This window comes from Bacillus sp. 220_BSPC, from assembly GCF_001054655.1.
Taxonomy (GTDB): domain Bacteria; phylum Bacillota; class Bacilli; order Bacillales; family DSM-1321; genus Peribacillus; species Peribacillus frigoritolerans.
The window spans coordinates 1-17175 of record NZ_JVPL01000046.1 but is presented as its reverse complement, the minus strand read 5'-3'; the positions used below and the strand labels follow the sequence as shown (position 1 = coordinate 17175).

The 17175-nt window shown below is 41.9% G+C and carries 20 protein-coding genes and 1 pseudogene; 3 read left to right on the top strand and 18 right to left on the bottom strand.

The genetic code is table 11. The annotated features are described in order from the left end of the window. Positions 1 to 66 precede the first annotated feature (66 nt). The 11 genes from ADA55_RS02940 to ADA55_RS02895 all read right to left on the bottom strand — a co-directional run bounded on the left by ADA55_RS02940 (position 67) and on the right by ADA55_RS02895 (position 8045). The gene (locus tag ADA55_RS02940) at positions 67 to 1587 is read right to left on the bottom strand and encodes an aldehyde dehydrogenase family protein (RefSeq protein WP_048678761.1); all 1521 of its coding nucleotides are present in this window, start codon (positions 1585 to 1587) and stop codon (positions 67 to 69) included. A 23-nt stretch (positions 1588 to 1610) separates the two neighbouring features. Beyond that, entirely contained in the window at positions 1611 to 2384 is a 774-nt protein-coding gene (locus ADA55_RS02935) for an enoyl-CoA hydratase-related protein (protein WP_048678757.1), read from the bottom strand. A 10-nt stretch (positions 2385 to 2394) separates the two neighbouring features. Then, positions 2395 to 3171, bottom strand: a complete 777-nt coding sequence (locus ADA55_RS02930) for an enoyl-CoA hydratase/isomerase family protein (RefSeq protein WP_048678754.1) — start codon at positions 3169 to 3171, stop codon at positions 2395 to 2397. Further along, positions 3168 to 3473 carry an EthD family reductase gene (locus tag ADA55_RS02925; RefSeq protein WP_034314904.1) on the bottom strand — a complete coding sequence of 102 codons (306 nt, stop codon included), beginning with the start codon at positions 3471 to 3473 and terminating at the stop codon, positions 3168 to 3170. Before ADA55_RS02925 ends, ADA55_RS02930 begins: the two co-directional genes overlap by 4 nt. Before the next feature lie 18 nt (positions 3474 to 3491). Continuing rightward, entirely contained in the window at positions 3492 to 3989 is a 498-nt protein-coding gene (gene paaD, locus ADA55_RS02920; protein WP_048678751.1) for a 1,2-phenylacetyl-CoA epoxidase subunit PaaD, read from the bottom strand. Between the two features lie 24 nt (positions 3990 to 4013). After that, positions 4014 to 4814 carry a 1,2-phenylacetyl-CoA epoxidase subunit PaaC gene (gene paaC / locus ADA55_RS02915; protein WP_048678749.1) on the bottom strand — a complete coding sequence of 267 codons (801 nt, stop codon included), beginning with the start codon at positions 4812 to 4814 and terminating at the stop codon, positions 4014 to 4016. Beyond that, the gene (gene paaB, locus ADA55_RS02910; protein ID WP_048678746.1) at positions 4804 to 5163 is read right to left on the bottom strand and encodes a 1,2-phenylacetyl-CoA epoxidase subunit PaaB; all 360 of its coding nucleotides are present in this window, start codon (positions 5161 to 5163) and stop codon (positions 4804 to 4806) included. The genes paaC and paaB overlap by 11 nt, the downstream gene beginning before the upstream one ends. Positions 5164 to 5181: 18 nt before the next feature. Continuing rightward, positions 5182 to 6138 (bottom strand): 1,2-phenylacetyl-CoA epoxidase subunit PaaA, encoded by a 957-nt coding sequence (gene paaA, locus ADA55_RS02905; RefSeq protein ID WP_048678742.1) that lies wholly within the window; start codon positions 6136 to 6138, stop codon positions 5182 to 5184. A 128-nt stretch (positions 6139 to 6266) separates the two neighbouring features. Then, positions 6267 to 6506, bottom strand: coding sequence for a ferredoxin (locus tag ADA55_RS02900; RefSeq protein WP_048678740.1), 240 nt, complete (start codon positions 6504 to 6506; stop codon positions 6267 to 6269). Positions 6507 to 6555: 49 nt separating this feature from the next. Beyond that, positions 6556 to 6693: a hypothetical protein gene (locus tag ADA55_RS29115; RefSeq protein WP_153246090.1), complete on the bottom strand. Its 138-nt coding sequence runs from the start codon at positions 6691 to 6693 to the stop codon at positions 6556 to 6558. A 23-nt stretch (positions 6694 to 6716) separates the two neighbouring features. After that, the gene (locus ADA55_RS02895; protein ID WP_048678737.1) at positions 6717 to 8045 is read right to left on the bottom strand and encodes a phenylacetate--CoA ligase family protein; all 1329 of its coding nucleotides are present in this window, start codon (positions 8043 to 8045) and stop codon (positions 6717 to 6719) included. A gap of 264 nt (positions 8046 to 8309) precedes the next feature. Here ADA55_RS02895 and ADA55_RS02890 point away from each other — a divergent pair, with 264 nt between their 5' ends. The 3 genes from ADA55_RS02890 to ADA55_RS02880 are packed head-to-tail and all read left to right on the top strand — an operon-like array spanning position 8310 to position 10671. After that, complete coding sequence (locus ADA55_RS02890) at positions 8310 to 8663, top strand: DUF485 domain-containing protein (protein ID WP_048678734.1); 354 nt, start codon at positions 8310 to 8312, stop codon at positions 8661 to 8663. After that, entirely contained in the window at positions 8660 to 10210 is a 1551-nt protein-coding gene (locus ADA55_RS02885; protein ID WP_048678731.1) for a solute symporter family protein, read from the top strand. The genes ADA55_RS02890 and ADA55_RS02885 overlap by 4 nt, the downstream gene beginning before the upstream one ends. Positions 10211 to 10224: 14 nt before the next feature. Beyond that, a complete protein-coding gene (locus ADA55_RS02880; protein WP_048678729.1) occupies positions 10225 to 10671 on the top strand; it encodes a PaaI family thioesterase in 447 nt (148 codons plus the stop codon). Positions 10672 to 10955: 284 nt separating this feature from the next. Here the strand turns inward: ADA55_RS02880 and ADA55_RS02875 are convergent, their stop codons facing one another. From ADA55_RS02875 to allE, 7 genes and pseudogenes are all read right to left on the bottom strand, one after another. After that, positions 10956 to 12218, bottom strand: a complete 1263-nt coding sequence (locus ADA55_RS02875; RefSeq protein WP_048678724.1) for a pyridoxal-phosphate-dependent aminotransferase family protein — start codon at positions 12216 to 12218, stop codon at positions 10956 to 10958. A 14-nt stretch (positions 12219 to 12232) separates the two neighbouring features. Next, the gene (locus ADA55_RS29110; RefSeq protein WP_153246089.1) at positions 12233 to 12394 is read right to left on the bottom strand and encodes a hypothetical protein; all 162 of its coding nucleotides are present in this window, start codon (positions 12392 to 12394) and stop codon (positions 12233 to 12235) included. 99 nt (positions 12395 to 12493) lie between these two features. Beyond that, positions 12494 to 12772 carry a hypothetical protein gene (locus tag ADA55_RS02870; protein ID WP_048678721.1) on the bottom strand — a complete coding sequence of 93 codons (279 nt, stop codon included), beginning with the start codon at positions 12770 to 12772 and terminating at the stop codon, positions 12494 to 12496. A gap of 603 nt (positions 12773 to 13375) precedes the next feature. After that, a pseudogene (locus tag ADA55_RS02865) lies at positions 13376 to 13837 on the bottom strand (malate synthase G); the annotation flags it as partial. A 201-nt stretch (positions 13838 to 14038) separates the two neighbouring features. Beyond that, positions 14039 to 15343: a uracil/xanthine transporter gene (locus tag ADA55_RS02860; RefSeq protein ID WP_048678715.1), complete on the bottom strand. Its 1305-nt coding sequence runs from the start codon at positions 15341 to 15343 to the stop codon at positions 14039 to 14041. Between the two features lie 223 nt (positions 15344 to 15566). Continuing rightward, on the bottom strand, positions 15567 to 15950 hold the full coding sequence (locus ADA55_RS02855) for a cupin domain-containing protein (protein ID WP_207117649.1): 384 nt from the start codon (positions 15948 to 15950) through the stop codon (positions 15567 to 15569). A gap of 128 nt (positions 15951 to 16078) precedes the next feature. Beyond that, entirely contained in the window at positions 16079 to 16843 is a 765-nt protein-coding gene (gene allE / locus ADA55_RS02850; RefSeq protein WP_048678712.1) for a (S)-ureidoglycine aminohydrolase, read from the bottom strand. Positions 16844 to 17175 lie beyond the last annotated feature (332 nt).

Genomic DNA, 17175 nt, shown 5'->3' with positions numbered 1-17175 from the left:
AAGCATTCAACCATATCTGAATTACTTTTCCGACATACCGTTCAGCCAGCCGTCTATTTTTTTGTTTTATTGAATTCCAAATGGATTTAAGGGACGGCTTCCATGGTAGGAAATGATGCTTTTCGTTTCTGTATAAAGATCAAGTGTCTCAATGCAAAGTTCCCGGCCGAATCCTGACTGTTTATACCCTCCGAAAGGTGTTCCAGGAAATGCGGAGAATGGGCAATTCACCATGACGATTCCCGCTTCTATTTGATTGGCCACTCTAGTTGCACGCCCGCCATCTTTTGTCCAAAGGGCTGAACCCAAACCGAATTCCGTATCATTCGCGAGCCTCACAGCTTCTTTTTCATCTTTGAATTTCATTATGACAACGACCGGCCCGAATATTTCCTCTTTCACTACATCCATTTCATGATTGACATTCGCTATGACCGTCGGCTCATACCAATAACCGTTTTCGAAACCTTCAATGACTGCTGGCTTTCCTCCCGTCAGGATCTTCGCTCCATCAGTAATGGCAGATTGGACATAATTGTCGATGACATCCAATTGCCCTTGATCTATGACTGCACCGATGTGTGTTTCTTTGTCGAGCGGATTGCCCAATTTCAATTTTTTCGTCTTTTCTACGAATCTGGCAACGAACTCATCGTATATGTCTTCGTGAACGTATAAACGGGATCTAGCTTCGCAAGACTGCCCAGTATTATAGAAAATTCCATATAATGATCCATCGATGGCTGCTTCAAGGTCTGCATCTTCAAAAACAATATTAGGGGACTTGCCGCCAAGCTCCAATGTGACCCTTTTTAATGTCTGTGAAGCCTTGCCCATAAGATCCCTGCCGATTGGCGTAGAACCCGTGAAGGCCACCTTATTCACTTTCGGATGCTGAACAAGGTAATTCCCTACGTCCGATCCAGGACCTGGAATGATATTGACCACGCCAGAAGGAACACCTGCTTCTAAACAGATTTCCCCTAAAACAATGGCCGTCAGCGGCGTTAACGAGGCTGGCTTAACGATTACTGAACAGCCAACCGCGATTGCAGGTGCAATTTTCCACGCTGCCATCATCATAGGGTAATTCCATGGGATGATTTGGGCACAAACGCCTACTGGCTCTTTTTCCGTATAGTTATGGAATTGACCAGGCACATTATTCACAGATCCGCGGTGTGCAACTAACGCTCCTGCATAAAACTCGAAATCTTCAATTGCCTGCATGACTTGGCCTTGCGCTGCAGAAATGGATTTGCCGCTGTTCAGGACTTCCAATTCAACCAATTCATTAAAGCGTGAACGCATGATCGCTGCAATTTTGTTCAAAACACGAGACCGTTTGTTAATCGGAGTCCTCTTCCATTTCCCGTTATCAAATGCTTCACGTGCAGCTTGAACAGCCTTTTCTGCATCTTCCTTGGTCGCCTTTGCAACCTTGGCAATGATTTCACCAGTCGCAGGATTGTACGCATCAATCGTGGAACCATCCGAGCTTTCCACTCTTTCCCCATTAATGATCAGATGATAATAATCACGCTTCATTTCCGCTTTTTCAAATGCCGCCTCTTGTACTCTAACCATGTAATCCCACTCCCTTTTCTATATTACTTGCCTATGAAATGAGCTTTCCTTTTTTCAGTGAATGCTGCCACACCTTCTGCATAATCCTTCGTTAAGCCAGCAATGCGCTGACCCTCCGCTTCTTCTTTTAAGTATTCTTCCAATGAAAGATGATAGGACGCCTCTAAGTATCTTTTGATTAATCCGATTGCCTTCGTTGGCTTGTTTGCGATATTCTCTGCAAAGGCTTTCAAATGCTCGTTCCACTCATCCACACCGATCACTTTTGTAGCGAGCCCGATATTTTTCGCCTCGCCAGCCGTAACCTTTTCGCCCAATAAAGATAATTCCAGGGCTTTCGCATGACCAACGATTCGCGAAAGGTAATACAGATTCCCCGAATCAGGAATCAATCCAATATTGACAAAGGCATTTAAAAAACTGGCTTTTTCAGAAACAAGCCGAAAATCGCATGCCAGCGCCAGGCTGAAGCCAGCACCTGCAGCCACTCCATTGACTCCTGCAATGATCGGTTTTTCACAGTTTGCTATTTGCTCCATCATCGGACCGTAATCCTCACGCAGCTTCTGGCCTAAATTCATGCCCTCATCAACATCCGATAAATCCTGCCCCGAACAAAATGCCCTGCCTTCCCCAGTAACGATAATGGCCCGGACTTCATCTGCCCCCGCGGATATTTTGATCGCTTTCTGTATTTCCTTATTCATTTGGGACGTAAAGGCATTTAGTTTATCAGGACGGTTCAAAGTAAGCCAAGCAACTCCATTTTCAACACTATATTTGATCGTTTCGTACATAGAGCACCCCTTATCCGCCTGTGAATTTTGGCTCCCTTTTTTCAACAAATGCTTTCATTCCTTCTTTTTGGTCCTCTGATGCGAAAAGGATATAGAAATTCTTACGTTCAAACTGCATGCCCTCATTTAAGGGATAATCAACGGCCTTATTGATGGATTCTTTGATCAGCCTTACAGCTAACGGGGGTTGCTTTGCTATCTTTCTAGCAAAATCAACCGATTCTTCCATTAACAATTCAGGTGCCACGATCTTATTAATGAAACCATATTGCAGGGCTGTCTTTGCCTTTATCCTTTCAGCCGTCAATATCCATTCAAGTGCCTTCGTCTTGCCTACCAATTTCGTCAACCTTTGGGTTCCTCCTGCACCAGGCATGACCCCTAGTGTCACTTCAGGAAAGGAAAACTGGGTATCGCTGGCTGCAATCAGGAAATCACAGGATAAAGCAAGTTCAAAACCACCGCCGAATACAAAACTTTTCACCGCACCAATCACAGGCTTCTTGACTAGGCTTATTCGGTCCCAATCGGCAAATTGGTTCGTTAACTCCATACTGATTGGATCATCGTTCACCATCTCGTCAATATCAGCTCCAGCGGAAAATGCTTTTCCATTGCCCGATAGCAAAATCACCTTCACTTGTGGGTCCCGGTCGAATTCTTCCATGGTCGAAACTATTTCCCTAACCATTATCCTGTTAAGGGCATTAAGTTGCTTAGGCCGATTTAAAGAGATATAACCAATTCCATCCGCGATTGACGTTTCGATGAATTGAAGCGCATTCATTTTATTTCTTCACCGATCATCATCGTTACAAGTTTCCCGGCAAAGCCCATTAGGTCTTTCCCTGATGCTTTTCCTTCCGGGGAACGCATTCCTTGTTGCAATGCATCATGGTCTTCATAATACATTTCACAAAGAATGTAATACTCAGAGTCTTTGCCCATTGGGGTCCCTACAATTTTAGTGACCTCCATTTTTTGAAGACCAGGAATTTTTTCCGTTATCGGGCCATGTACATTGAAATAGTGCTCATCGAACTCTTCCTTGTTTTCAGGTTGTTTGTATAGGGCGATTAACTTTACCATTTTATAACCTCCATTTTATTAGATAAGTTTTATCATCGGTTTCATCGCTTCGAACGGATTTTTGCATGCTCTACAATATAAAATGCTGCGGCAGGCCGTAGGACCGAAGATATTTTCCATCGTTACATATGTCGATTCACAATATGGGCAGTCCACATGCCATGATCCATCACTTTTCATTTGTCGAGGAGGAGGGGAGATTCCGAAAACCTTCAATCCAGCTTTCCCCTTTTCCGTAATTCGATCGGATGTCCAGGAAGGGGAACGTAAAAATTCCACACTTACATTTTTTACGGCAGGCAGCTGTTTAAGGGCTGTTTCCACATTTTTTTGAATGATCGACAATGCCGGGCACCCTAGAAAAGTTGGCAGCATTTTTACCGAGACGTCCTGGCCCGAAACCGTCACGTCTTGAACCATCCCTAAATCCAATATACTTACTGTATCGATTTCGGGATCTTTAACGTCTTCCAGGAGCTTATATATTTCTTCTGTGTTTAACTGTACGGTCGACATGGTACCCCTCCCCTTTCTATTGAATTACCATGAAGCTGCTTTATCTGTTGCGTATACTTCACTTAACGTTTTTAGCGCCTTTTCCAAATCTTCCGTATGCTGGCCATTACGGCCATCACCTCTTGCCATGCCTATTTCAATAGTTGTTGCCAAGCCTACACTTTCAAAAATTGGGGTAATGGCCTCGATCCATTTTTTCTGTAAGTCAGCTTCGCCCTCTATCAAGCCGAGCTCAACCATTTCCTCCCCATATTGTCCCAGTGAAAATACGCCAGCAAAATCGGGCATTGTTTTTCCGATCGCCGCTTTCATTCTCGAAACCGCTTCCAAGTGACCAGATCCCAGCAATTGGACGAACCAGGTTTTCCAGTGCATCAAATGATAGTAAAGTTCCATCTGTACCTTTTGTGCCACTTCAGCAAGCGGTTCATATGAACATGAATGAAGGGATTGAACCTTAATTGCTTTGGCTTGGGTATAAAAATAATTCCGCACTACCGCAAACGCCCAATCATAATCCGGATCTTTCATATAGTGACCAGGACCATTGACCAATTCGAGAATGATCGCATTGCGCCGTTCCTTGGCGGGACGGTCATGAGCCAGCTTATCAGCATCCCCTTCACCGAGTTCATCAAGTAACTTATAATAAATGGCTGCATGCCCCATCGTGTCTTGGGATATCGAGGCGGATGCAACATCTTCTTCGATATGCGGTGCGAGTCCCAACCATTCTGCACCACGGTATGAATGGATGAAGTCATCGTCCGCCAGTTGAAGCAGCAATTCCTTGATTGCGATGTCCTTCAATGATTCATTCCTCATTTTTCACACCTCCAGCCCAAGACATTATCTCTTTTTCATCGAGCATTCCCTGCTCATACTTCCGCCATTTTTTCTTTAAATACCCGTACCCTTTTGTGGTCCTATAGTCTTTATTATCGATACGTTGAAGCGTTTTCTTTTCCTCGGCCGTCATTTTCCGTATATTCCGTCTTTTCACGACCCAGATATCATCAACCGATTCACGTCTCATGAAGTTTTCTTGTGCCATCATGATGGCGATATCCTCATTCGGCGCCAGCAGGCTGAAGTGGTATTGAACGGGTGATGATTGGGTTTTACGGCTGAATACTTCAAATTCTTCAAAGTAATTTCCTTGTCTAGTTTCCATATCGTCCTTCCCCCTCCCTTAAATGACCTTTGGCGCCAATGCCTCGCGTACCCATTTATTTTTTTCATAAGAATTTCTTCGAAGACTTAAGCGATCCTGCGAACGGGGACCTTCATTCCTTGCGAACACCTTCAATTTCCCCCAATCGGGTTGTTGGTAAATCCAGGTTTCAGACTCTTTGTCAAACCTAAGCGTTTCATCTGGAATGCTGAAGCCAAGTGAAAGGATCCGCTTCACATATTTGGAAAAAAAAGCTTGTCGAAGTTCTTCATTCGTACTGGTTCTGATTTTGTACTTAATCGTTATATCCTGTTTGGATGTGCCCACTTCATTCTTACTGGGAGGTCCAAAGAAAAGTAATAAAGATTCCCACCAATAATTGATGGAGTCTTGAACCAATTTCCTTTGTTCTTCCGTCCCTTCAGCCAAAGCCATGATTATCGCTTCACCATGCTGCGCGTGAAAAACTTCTTCCGCGCAAATCCTCTGTAATGCCCGGGCATAAGGTCCATATGAGGCGCCAAGCATGTTCGTCTGGGAAATGATGGCTGCACCATCAACCAGCCAGCCAATCAATCCAGCATCGCCCCAGGATTTGGCTTCCATATGGAAAACATTATGAAACTTTAAATCTCCTTTAAACAAATCTTGCATGAGGTCATCCCGTTTTTTACTGTAAGGCTTTAGCAAATCCTCGGCGACGCGAAGCAATAATTGCCCATGCCCCATTTCATCCTGCACCTTTGCCATGATTCCAAGTTTCCTATTTAAGGTCGGGGCTTTAGGTACCCATTCCTTTTCTGGAAGCGCCCCCATGATTTCACTGATTCCATGCATCGATATTAATTTGATTAAAGTGCCCCGGTATTCTTCCGGCATCCAATCATCCGCCTCTATCTTTTCTCCCGCTTCGATTCTGGCAATGAATTGATTTAGCTTTTCTTCTCCTGCCATATCATTTAAAAGAACGTTCATCCAAATCACCTCTTTTTTCTAATATAACGTTTATATAACGTTATTATATTTTACTGTTATATTTAATGCAAGACTATTCTGTCTTTTTTTTAAAATAAAAGGAAGTTTTCTGGGTTTATTTGATTCTTTTAATCCACTAAAACTTTAAAGGGCGAAGTTTCCACTTTGATTGAATCTGTCGGACAACCCTCCACTGCATCATCCAGATCATCAAATAAACCTTCCGCGACCTCTGCAGTTCCTTCATTTTCATCCAGGATGACAAATGCCACTCCCTCATCATTGTAATCAAAGATTTCAGGTGCAGCGGCACCGCATGCACCACATGCAATGCAAGTTTCTTGATCCACAACTGTATATTTTGACAAGAGGCCCTCCTCCTTCTGCATTTCATGATTGGCTCCATCTTCTCTTCCATTAAGAGATAAACCGATATTTAAACACGATTGCATCCGCTTTATGTATGGCGTTTACTTGTTCAATTTCTTCAGCTCCACTTATTCCAATCGATACTTCAGCTGGAAAGAACTGAACGACAGAATCGTCCGGTTTCAACATGCATGTTCATGGTATGGCATTTATAAACGAATGACTTCATCCTTCCGCTTATCAACGACACGAATCGCTTTTCCTTCTGATCGGGGAATGCTTTTTGGGATGTTGACAACAATATCCATCGTGACAAGACATGCTGATTTCAAATGATGCTGAATCGTTTTCCTTAATATCTCTACATTCCCATGCGTTAAGTCTTCTTCAATCTCCCTGTAGAAACCGCTTTCAATTTCAATGTGCAGTTCAACACCGTCCATATTTCCCTTCTTAACCAGATGAATCTGATAGTGCGGCACAATTCCCTCCATTTGGAATAACACACGCTCTATTTCAGATGGAAATACATTCACTCCCCTGACAATGATCATATCATCCGTTCTGCCCTTAACACGGGACATTCTAGTTGTCGTACGCCCGCATTTACACGGTTCATGTGTAATTGAGGCGATGTCACCTGTACGGTAACGAATGATTGGAAGCGCTTCCTTTGTAAGACTGGTAAAGACAAGTTCCCCATCTACGCCGTCCTCAACCCGTTCAAGCGTGTCCGGATTAATGACCTCGACAAGAAAATGGTCTTCTGCGATATGGAGTCCATCCTGTGCTTCATGACATTCAATCGCCACTCCCGGCCCCATGATTTCACTTAATCCGTAAATATCGATGGCTTTCAATTTCAGTTTCCTTTCAAGTGTTGCCCTCATCGCCTCCGACCATGGCTCAGCTCCGAAAATCCCATACTCAAGCCCATTATCAGCAGGATCGATTCCCATCTCTTCCATCTTTTCAGCGATATTCAAAATATAAGTAGGCGTTCCGCAAATGCCTCGCGGTTTAAAGTCATTGATGATCGTAATCTGCCTATCGGTATTCCCCCCTGAAATGGGTACTGTCGCAACTCCTAGCTTTTCTGCCCCGCAATGCAAGCCCAGGCCCCCTGTAAACAGACCATATCCATATGCGTTATGGAAAATATCTGACTTGCGGCCTCCTGCAGCTACAATTCCACGTGCGACGATTGTTGCCCAGTTTTCCAAATCATTTTTTGTATACCCGACAATTGTAGGCTTTCCGCTCGTTCCGGATGAACCATGAATGCGTGTTACATCCTCCATCGGAACGGCAAATAAACCGAATGGATACTGATCACGAAGCGTCTGTTTTTTTGTAAAGGGAAGCTTTATCACATCGTTTAGAGTTTGAATATCTTCTGGTTCCAGGCCCATCTCTCTAAACCTTTCTCTGTAATAAGGTACATTTTCATAAACATGGCTAATCGTTTTTTTTAGGCGTGCCATTTGTAGACTTTCCATTTCAGCACGCGAAGCCGTTTCAACTTCCGGATTGTACATTTTTTCAGTCCCCCTCAATTTTACTATTGATCCAACCGACATTCATAACAGTAATAAAACGAAGATTAAATTATTGTTATGATTTAGTTCAAGATTAATACGTCATTTCTACGTTGTCAATCATGTTTTTATAATTCAGATAAAATGGATGAATAGACAAAATACTAATTTACTAAATTTTCAGACTATGTTAATTTTAACAATGATATATCATTTTATCAAACACTCGTTTTAAAATCGTACTACACTAAATGGGGGCTTACCATGGAATCACAGGCTAAAACTGGGCATTCGCCATCAGGACATGACAGAGGAAATAAGTATCGTCAATTAATTGAAACAGAAGAATTCAAGGAACTAATCCAAAGAAAAAAAGCTTTCATCGTACCTGTCACTCTCTTTTTTCTTGCTTTTTATTTTGTTCTGCCAATTTTAGCTGCTTATAGCGAAGTGTTGAAAGGCGAAGCCTTCTTCCATATTACTTGGGCTTGGGTATACGCACTCCTCCAATTTGCCGTCGTATGGATAGGGGGAATCGTCTATATAAAAAAAGCAGCGAAGTACGACAAGATGGCTAAAAATATCTTGAATAAATATGAGAAGGAGCTTGGCGAATGAGCATTTTATCCCTCACGCTTTTTTTGGGCATCATCTTGTTAACGCTTACTATAACCTATTACTCTTCTAAGAAGACAAAAAATGCCAGTGATTTTTATACGGCCGGCGGCGGATTGACAGCATGGCAGAATGGATTGGCCGTGGCAGGTGACTTTATGTCAGCCGCATCTTTCCTCGGAATTACGGGTGCAATCGCACTGATTGGTTTTGATGGCTTTTACATGAGCATCGGGAACCTTGTTGCCTTTCTTGTCTTATTGTATCTTGTGTCGGAACCACTACGCAATCTAGGTAAGTTTACGCTGGCAGATATGATTTCAGCACGCTTCAAATCAAAAAAAGTGCGAGGGATAGCTGCGGCTAACACACTTGTCATTTCAATCTTTTACATGATTGCCCAACTTGTCGGTGCAGGAGGATTAATTAAACTCTTGCTGGGCATCGATTATTGGCTATCCGTTCTTCTTGTCGGTGTACTGATGACGATTTATGTGATTTTCGGAGGGATGACAGCGACAAGCTGGGTGCAGATCACCAAAGCGGTTCTCTTGCTAGGCGGTTCTGCTGTGTTGACGTTCATCGTATTTTCACGTTTTAATTTCAACATTTCAGAGATGTTTCATCATGTCCAAACTGCAACACCGCTCGGAAAGGATTTTTTGAATCCAGGAAATAAATACACCGATGGACTCGACATGATTTCATTTAATATGTCGCTTGTCCTTGGAGCAGCCGGCCTTCCGCATTTACTCGTCCGCTTCTTTACAGTAAAGGACGCAGCTACTGCAAGGAAATCCGTCGTATATTCCACATGGTTTATAGGGGTATTTTTCATCATGACGATTTTCCTTGGTTTCGGCGCTGCATCTTTCGTCGGGTTTGAGCGGATCGTCGATGCAAACCCGGCTGGAAACATGGCCGCTCCTCTTCTTGCATTGACCATAGGCGGTGAATTTTTATTCGCATTCGTTTCTGCTGTAGCATTTGCCACGATTTTAGCGGTTGTATCCGGTCTCGTTTTAACATCGGCATCCGCTTTTGCACATGATATATACGGTGAAATCATCAAGGATGGAAATATTACGGGAAAACAGCAAGTACTCGTTGCCCGATTGGCTTCTGTCGGCGTAGCGGTCATTTCGATTCTACTTGCTTTATTCGCACAATCAATGAATGTCGCTTTTCTTTCAGTCCTCGCGCTTGGGATTGCTGCCAGTGCCAATTTACCGATCATCCTTTGCACAATATATTGGAAACGTTTCAACTCAACCGGAGCGATCACAGGAATGTCATGCGGGTTACTCAGCTCCATCATACTGGTCATGCTTAGCCCCAATGTATGGAATCCGGAACCTGGAATGGGGATTTTCACAGGCGATTCCCTCTTCACGATGAGCAACCCGACCATTTTCACCGTGCCGCTCGGCTTTATTGGAGCTTATTTAGGCACAATCTTGTCAAAGGCAAAAGATGAGGAAAACAGTTTTGCTGAAGTACTGTTCAAATCAAACACCGGATATGGGATAAGTTCAGCAAAAGACCATTAATAAGGGGGATTTCCATGACCACACATTTAGATAAGGATATTCACGAATTGCATTACAATCAAATCAAACAAGTACTGGTCGACGAACCATATGCTTCTTTTCTAGGGATGAGATTGACGAAACTCGGTCCCGGCACAGCGGAAGCAGAATTGATTCCAAGTGACCACATGCTAAATAGCCACGGAACGGTTCATGGTGCCATTATCTTTTCACTTGCTGATTACGTGTTCGCAGCAGCCAGCAATTCATATGGCAAAATAGCGGTTGGCGTTTCAAACAACATCAATTTCTTATCAGCTGGCAAACGGGGGGAGACTTTAATTGCCAGAGCGGAAGAGATCAAGAAAAACCATAAACTGGCCTGGTATAAAATAGACGTGTTAAATGAAAGGGAATTGATTGCAACCATGGAAGCGATGGTATTCAGGAAAAATCAATATTTCGTCGACCAAGTTGAATAAGTAACGTTTGAAACCGGACAAGCAATCCATTTGTCCGGTTTCCTTTCCCTTGATTTGCCAAGGATACGTACGCATAGAAAAAAAAGGGGGATTCCCGATTGGAATCCCCCTCCTCTATTTTATAACCCTTCTTTAGTTATTGACCGCAATACTGGAACCTATCACTATTAACGGCTCCCCGCACTCCCGTTCACTTATCCCATCCGTCTGATAAGCGGTTTTCCCTCTATGCCTTCCCGATGATCATGGCCAGATTTGCTGAAATCCACATGGACATCCATTATTCAAAGAGACCGTTGTGATGCTACCATTTTCTCCTTCTTTCCTACATATACATCCAGTGCAGCCTGCAAAGCCTCTCCCCGATTAACTTGGAACCCCTTGCGCAAAAGGACAGCTTCCAAGGAGGCCAATACAAACAGGATGTTTTCTTTCCTGCAACTGAATCCCATGGTCCCGATTCTCCAGATTTTCCCGTGAAGCGGACCAAATGAGGAAGCGATTTCGATGCCAAATTCATTCAACAGCATGTCTCTTACAGCTTCACCATCGATTCCTTTTGGAATTTCAATGCAAGTTACACACGGAAGTTTGTTTTTCCCATCCCCGAATAACATTAGTCCCATTGCCTTGATCCCTTCAACGAGAGCTGCTTCGTGGAGTTCATGACGGGCAAAGCGCGTTTCCAGACCTTCTTCGAGCACAAGGCGCAATCCTTCACGTAACGCATAAATCATGGAAGTTGCTTCTGTATGATGATTCAAACGACGCGGTCCCCAATAATCCTGCAGCATGCTTAAATCGAAATAATTACTGGCGATCGGACGGCTGAGCGAAACCTGTTGGTTTTCTTCATCCGTGGCAATACCACGTTCCACCTTTTTGCGGGACTGGATGATTTCTTCTATTCGCTCATTATAAGTAATCGGTGCCATACCGGAAGGAACGGACAAGCATTTTTGCGTCCCTCCTATCAATCCATCAATACACCATTCATCCATCTTAACATCGGTGCCCCCGATGGAGGCAACCGCATCCACAACAAGCAGGACACCCAATTCACGGCAGGCCCGCCCGATTTCCTTCAAAGGCTGCATACAACCAGTGGAGGTTTCCCCATGTACGATTGCTGTTATTTTTGGGGAGACTTTCTTGATTTCCGCAATGACTGCTTGCGGTTCGAACACTTCTCCCCAAGGACATTCCATCGTATGGACTTCAGCTCCGTATCGCTCACAGATCTCCACCAATAAATGACCGAACCTTCCGAATATAGGAACCAGGACCTTATCCCCCGGCTCAATGATGCTGCAAAGAATCGCTTCATTACCGGATCTTGAGGTGCCATCAATCGGGAACGCCCATTTATTTTTCGTTTGAAAAACCAAACGCAGCATTTCCATCACTTCATTCATGATAGTGGTGAATGCAGGATCGAATTGCCCTAATATCGGTGTGCTCATCGCCCTTAAAACACGCGGGTCAACTTCGACCGGTCCTGGTGTCATGATCGTTCTCATCGGTGCATTCAATTCTGAATATGCCATTTTTACCAACTCCTTCAATAGGCTATTTTATAAAATATTTCATTCAAAAATCCGATTCCCTGATCCATATCCATCGCAACAGGTTTGACATCCATCCATTGTGAACCCCCAGCTTCATTTCCGCTTTCTTTGCCAGGGAATCGGGAGTCGAAAAGTGTCCTTACAAAACCTTTCAAAAACCTCTTCCTCACCGATGCCGTTCGGAACATTGAATTCCGAAGCCAGACGACAGCATCCTTCCTGTATGAATGGGAGTGGTGCCCGCATGATCACTCTTAATGATTTTCACCGTATAAAGGCGCTGCCGACAATATGGCTGACGCCCCCATATGCGCCGCCATATTCCCCCCATCCTTGTCCGTTTCCATATGGGAACTGGTCAGATTGATTCCACCGGAGGCCCCCCTAAAGCATACACTATCAAAATATATAATAAGTTTTTTCCCATCCTCAGCTTTCATTGCCTGCTGAGCGCTCATCCTTTCCTTGGAATATAATATCCGGGTCACCCCATTACTCTCTGTTTCCCCGAAAAATGCTAACCATTCTATCATCGAACGCAACATCATCCTTTTCATCTATTAATTTTTCGTTTTGATTGCCCATCATATCGCTTCCCTTCGCAATAGCCTTTGATGTCATGAACATTCACAAAATTTATGTCATCTATTATTTTACTTGCTTTCGCATTTAACTTCATTGACAATTTTGTTAGTATTTCGGTGTTTTTTTGTGCAAAATAACCAACTGAAAGACAACCAATAATGTGTATATATACAGATTTCTATGATCAAAAGAACTTTTGCTAAAGTCAGCTCCTTATCATATTGACTGGTATTTTTGATAAATTAGGAAACTAGTTCTACTTATGCCAGCCAAATTAACTTTTGATGGACTGCAAACCTAAAAAGATGATGTCTTATCTTTGTTACATCTAATTCACATATGTTTTATTTGCTTTTTCTTTTTATAAAGAATTAGACCAAAATGGGGAACAAGTGATCGTGATCACTAGTTCCCCATTTTATCGAATAATCACTTATTTTAATCCGAAGCCCCGTATGAATTACTGGTAGAAGTTAAGATATGACACTAAGCTAAGCCTCATGAATTTAATAACATTGGATCCTGGTTGGTCTGAATGCCCCAGAAATCACTTAATGTTTACACTTATTTTTCTTCGCTTCAATGCGTCGTCGATGCAGGATAGGCTCAGTATACCCACTTGGTTGGTTATAGCCTTGAAACACTAGGTCGCATGCCGCTTGAAACGCCACTGAGCTGTCGTAATTATCCGCGATACATTGATAGGCTGAATCTCCACTGTTTTGTACATCCACTACTTTAGCCATTCGTTGTAAAGTCTCCAAAACCTGTCCTTTTGTACAAATTCCGTGGTGAAGCCAGTTAGCGATATGCTGACTCGAAATTCTTAGTGTGGCACGGTCTTCCATCAACCCTACATTGTTGATATCTGGTACTTTGGAACAACCAATTCCTTGTTCTACCCAACGTACAACATAACCGAGGATACCTTGAGCATCGTTATCCAGCTCTTGCTGAATTTCTTCCGGACTCCATTCGGGGTTTTGAACCACTGGGATTTCTAAAATATCATCACTCCCTTTGAACGGGTTCAATACTTAATTTGTTTTCGATTTCAAGTTCTCAAATTTATTGTTTTGTTTTCTTATAATCAATTTCAAGTTTATCGTTAGAGATGTCCAATCGTGTGTACACCTTTTTTCTTCAATCGTAAAATGAAATCCCGTTTTTTTGAATAATAACCTTACATTCCCATTATCAGGTAGATATATCGGTTACTGCCCGACTCCCAATTTATTTGTTAATTTATTCCAATTAATAAATTTTTCCAAAAAGATCGATATAATGACACCCATAATGAGACCATTTGTAATGAAAGGCTGCAAGAGGACAGGTATACTGCCGAATAATGCTGGCGGGATATTCATGATGCTAACTCCAACTAGGACTGGCCCCGCTAAACGGAGTATCGTTTCAGAGTTGAATAACGTTCCTTTCAGGCTGTTTAATGCGGTCCCGAATAATTGAAGGTATGCGACAAATAAAACAGCGTTACCTATTGTTAATGGTATTGTTCCTAAGAATCTACCTAATGGCGGAATAACTCCAAGGAGAGTAAACAAAAATCCGCTTATAATGAATGGCTTTCGTTTGAATAACTTGGTACTTTGTAAAAAACCTATCGTAGATGTAAATGGTGTAAAAGGGACCAAGCCAAAAATCGAAGTGATAAACGCAAAAATACCTGTTACAAAAATAGATCTCCTGTATTGACTATGTTCCACCTTTTCCTTGTAAACATCTGCAACAGCTTGAATAGAAGCGAAAGAATTCGTTAAATTCAGAAGGACCGCAAAAAAGGAAACAAAAATAATACCAATATTCAAGTTTGGAGTTCCAAGTGGAAAGAAAGTGAATGCCATACCTGAAGAGCTAGCCGTCGGAAGATCTGAAGGGAAAATAATTCGATATAATGACCATCCTACGATAATTCCGATCAGGATTGAGAAATTGCCTAGTATTTTCCCTCCTTTAATCCTTAAAAAGCCAACGAAGATGACTATCAAGATTGAAAACAAACTGACAGGGAGATCAATTGTTCCACTTTCGGTTATTTTAAACATACCTTTGAAGAAAATAAAGATGAGCTGAAAGGTCAGTAAAAATATATAAACACTTATCACCATCGGCTTAATTACTTTTTGTATGATATAAATCAGGTTAAATGCCGCAAGCAGTACGGTTACAGCTCCAGCCAGCAAAATACCTGTTGCAATTCCTCCTCCTACGGTTGCAAAATCCAATCCGAGTGCAGATGCAGAGATGCCCATATTTATCATCAGACCCCACATTAGCCCCGAATGGCTGTCCAATAATGGATAACGATGCCCAATCCAGGCCTGCAGAATACAGGATATTCCTGTAAAGATAAAGGAGCATCTTATCGTCATTTCAATTGTTTCTGTAGGAAGCTGGAATGCTGCTCCTACAGAAATTGGTACGACAACCGTATTGGCAAAAATAAAAAAAAGCCACTGTAAAGAGGAGAATAATGTTACAGTAACTCCTTGCTGAGTCATCTTAATCATCACCATTTCCGATTTCTGGATTTTCATAAAATCTGTTTGCTAGTTTTTAAGGATGCTAATCGTAGAAATTACAACTCATCACTTTTTATAAATAAAAATAAAAATATAAGCGAAGCGCTGTCTTCATTACAATCGCTTCGCCTTAATCACTTTTTTTGTTTTTTAAAGAAGAAACTTAAATTATTTTGTAATGTTTAATAATCTTAGACTTTTTCTAATATCTTGTTATATCCATAGGCAATGCCCCTGCAGCAAAGCCTACAAACATGAATCGACTGTTTCCTGTATTACGCATTCCATGAATTTGATTTGGCTTGGCCAATACTACCATTCCTTTTCTGATCGTGATCTCATTCTCTAGATCAGGAAAGTATGTTCCTTCCCCCTCAATGCAGACCCAAATATCATCAACATTCGAATGGGAATGTAAAAATACTTCCTGCTCAGGTTCAAGACACCAAACTGCCCCAACAGTTTTATCCGTTTCATAAAAATAATTTTTTTGTGGTGCATTAGAATCGAATTTTGCTATTTTATCGATTTCAAAAACTCTTTCCTCAATTATCGACTTTTTGTTCAAAATTACATTCTGGTCCATACCTCGGCACCTCTTTTATATTTAATGGTTTTGAATTACACTTACCGGATCTCCCTAAAATACAATTCTGCCCGCATTAAATCTCTTGAAGTTGTCATCTACGCATTTCTTCTAAATGATGTGACCTTTTACAAGGATGCATCACGATTACAATCTTTAGAGTAAACATATGTTAAATTTTCTCTGCCTACCGCATAGGCTGCTTGATGTACATATGGACCCATGAAAATGTAATCTCCTTTCTTTACAGGAACCCACTGATTATCCAGGTTATACATCCCTTCTCCCGAGAGTAAGTAGGCTCCATGTTCTTGCACATGTGTTTCGATGAATGGATGAGATGCAGCAGGATCAAAGGAAAGAATATGAAAATTCATATCAAAATCTATATCAGCAGGCAATAGATCCTTAAGATGGACATTATGCATATCATCATAAATCCTGAATTCAATGTTGTTCGCATGGTTTGAATAAACCCATGGCTTCCGTCCTTCAAGTGGACGATACTTTTGCTTATATAGGAATAGTTTAGAATCTCCATCCGATTGGTTTTCTAAATACATCTTTGTTCCTGGCGGACAGTATAAATAACCGCTTTCATCGAGGACAAACTCTTGTTCACCTGCAGCAGCTTTTATTTTCCCTTCAATAACATAAACAAATGTCTCAACATCTTCTTGTCCACCAAACCCTTCGCTGTTCTTTCCTTCCTTTTGCATTGTCACAATGTAATCGACAAAGCTTGCTCCAAGCTTTGGAGAACCCAAAATGGAAATGATACAATTCTCAAATCCCGGAACAACATTATTAACCAATCCTTCAGGTGCAATTAAAGCATATTTACCGTGCTCAATTATTGATCTGCTTGCTAATAAATCTTTAGGATAACCCATCTTTTAAACTCTCCTTTTAATCGTATTTTATTTGAAATATGTGACTCATGGTGTGCCCTGTTCCCGCTATAAATCAACTTATAATTGAAGCTTCTTTTCATATATTATTAGCCTGTGTTAGAAACAATTAAGTCCCTTATATAAATATTAACCGCTTTCATTCAATTAGTCTTTATGCCTTATCGATAAAAACGTTTTATATTTTTGTTCATTATAGATAAACATATTACCTTCAGGTAAGGTCCTGGTTCCTTACATGCTTCTTTTGCTTTGGCTGTTTTAACATACTTTGTTGCTATTTACCAAGTAGTGAGGTGTGGTTGATTTCCCCT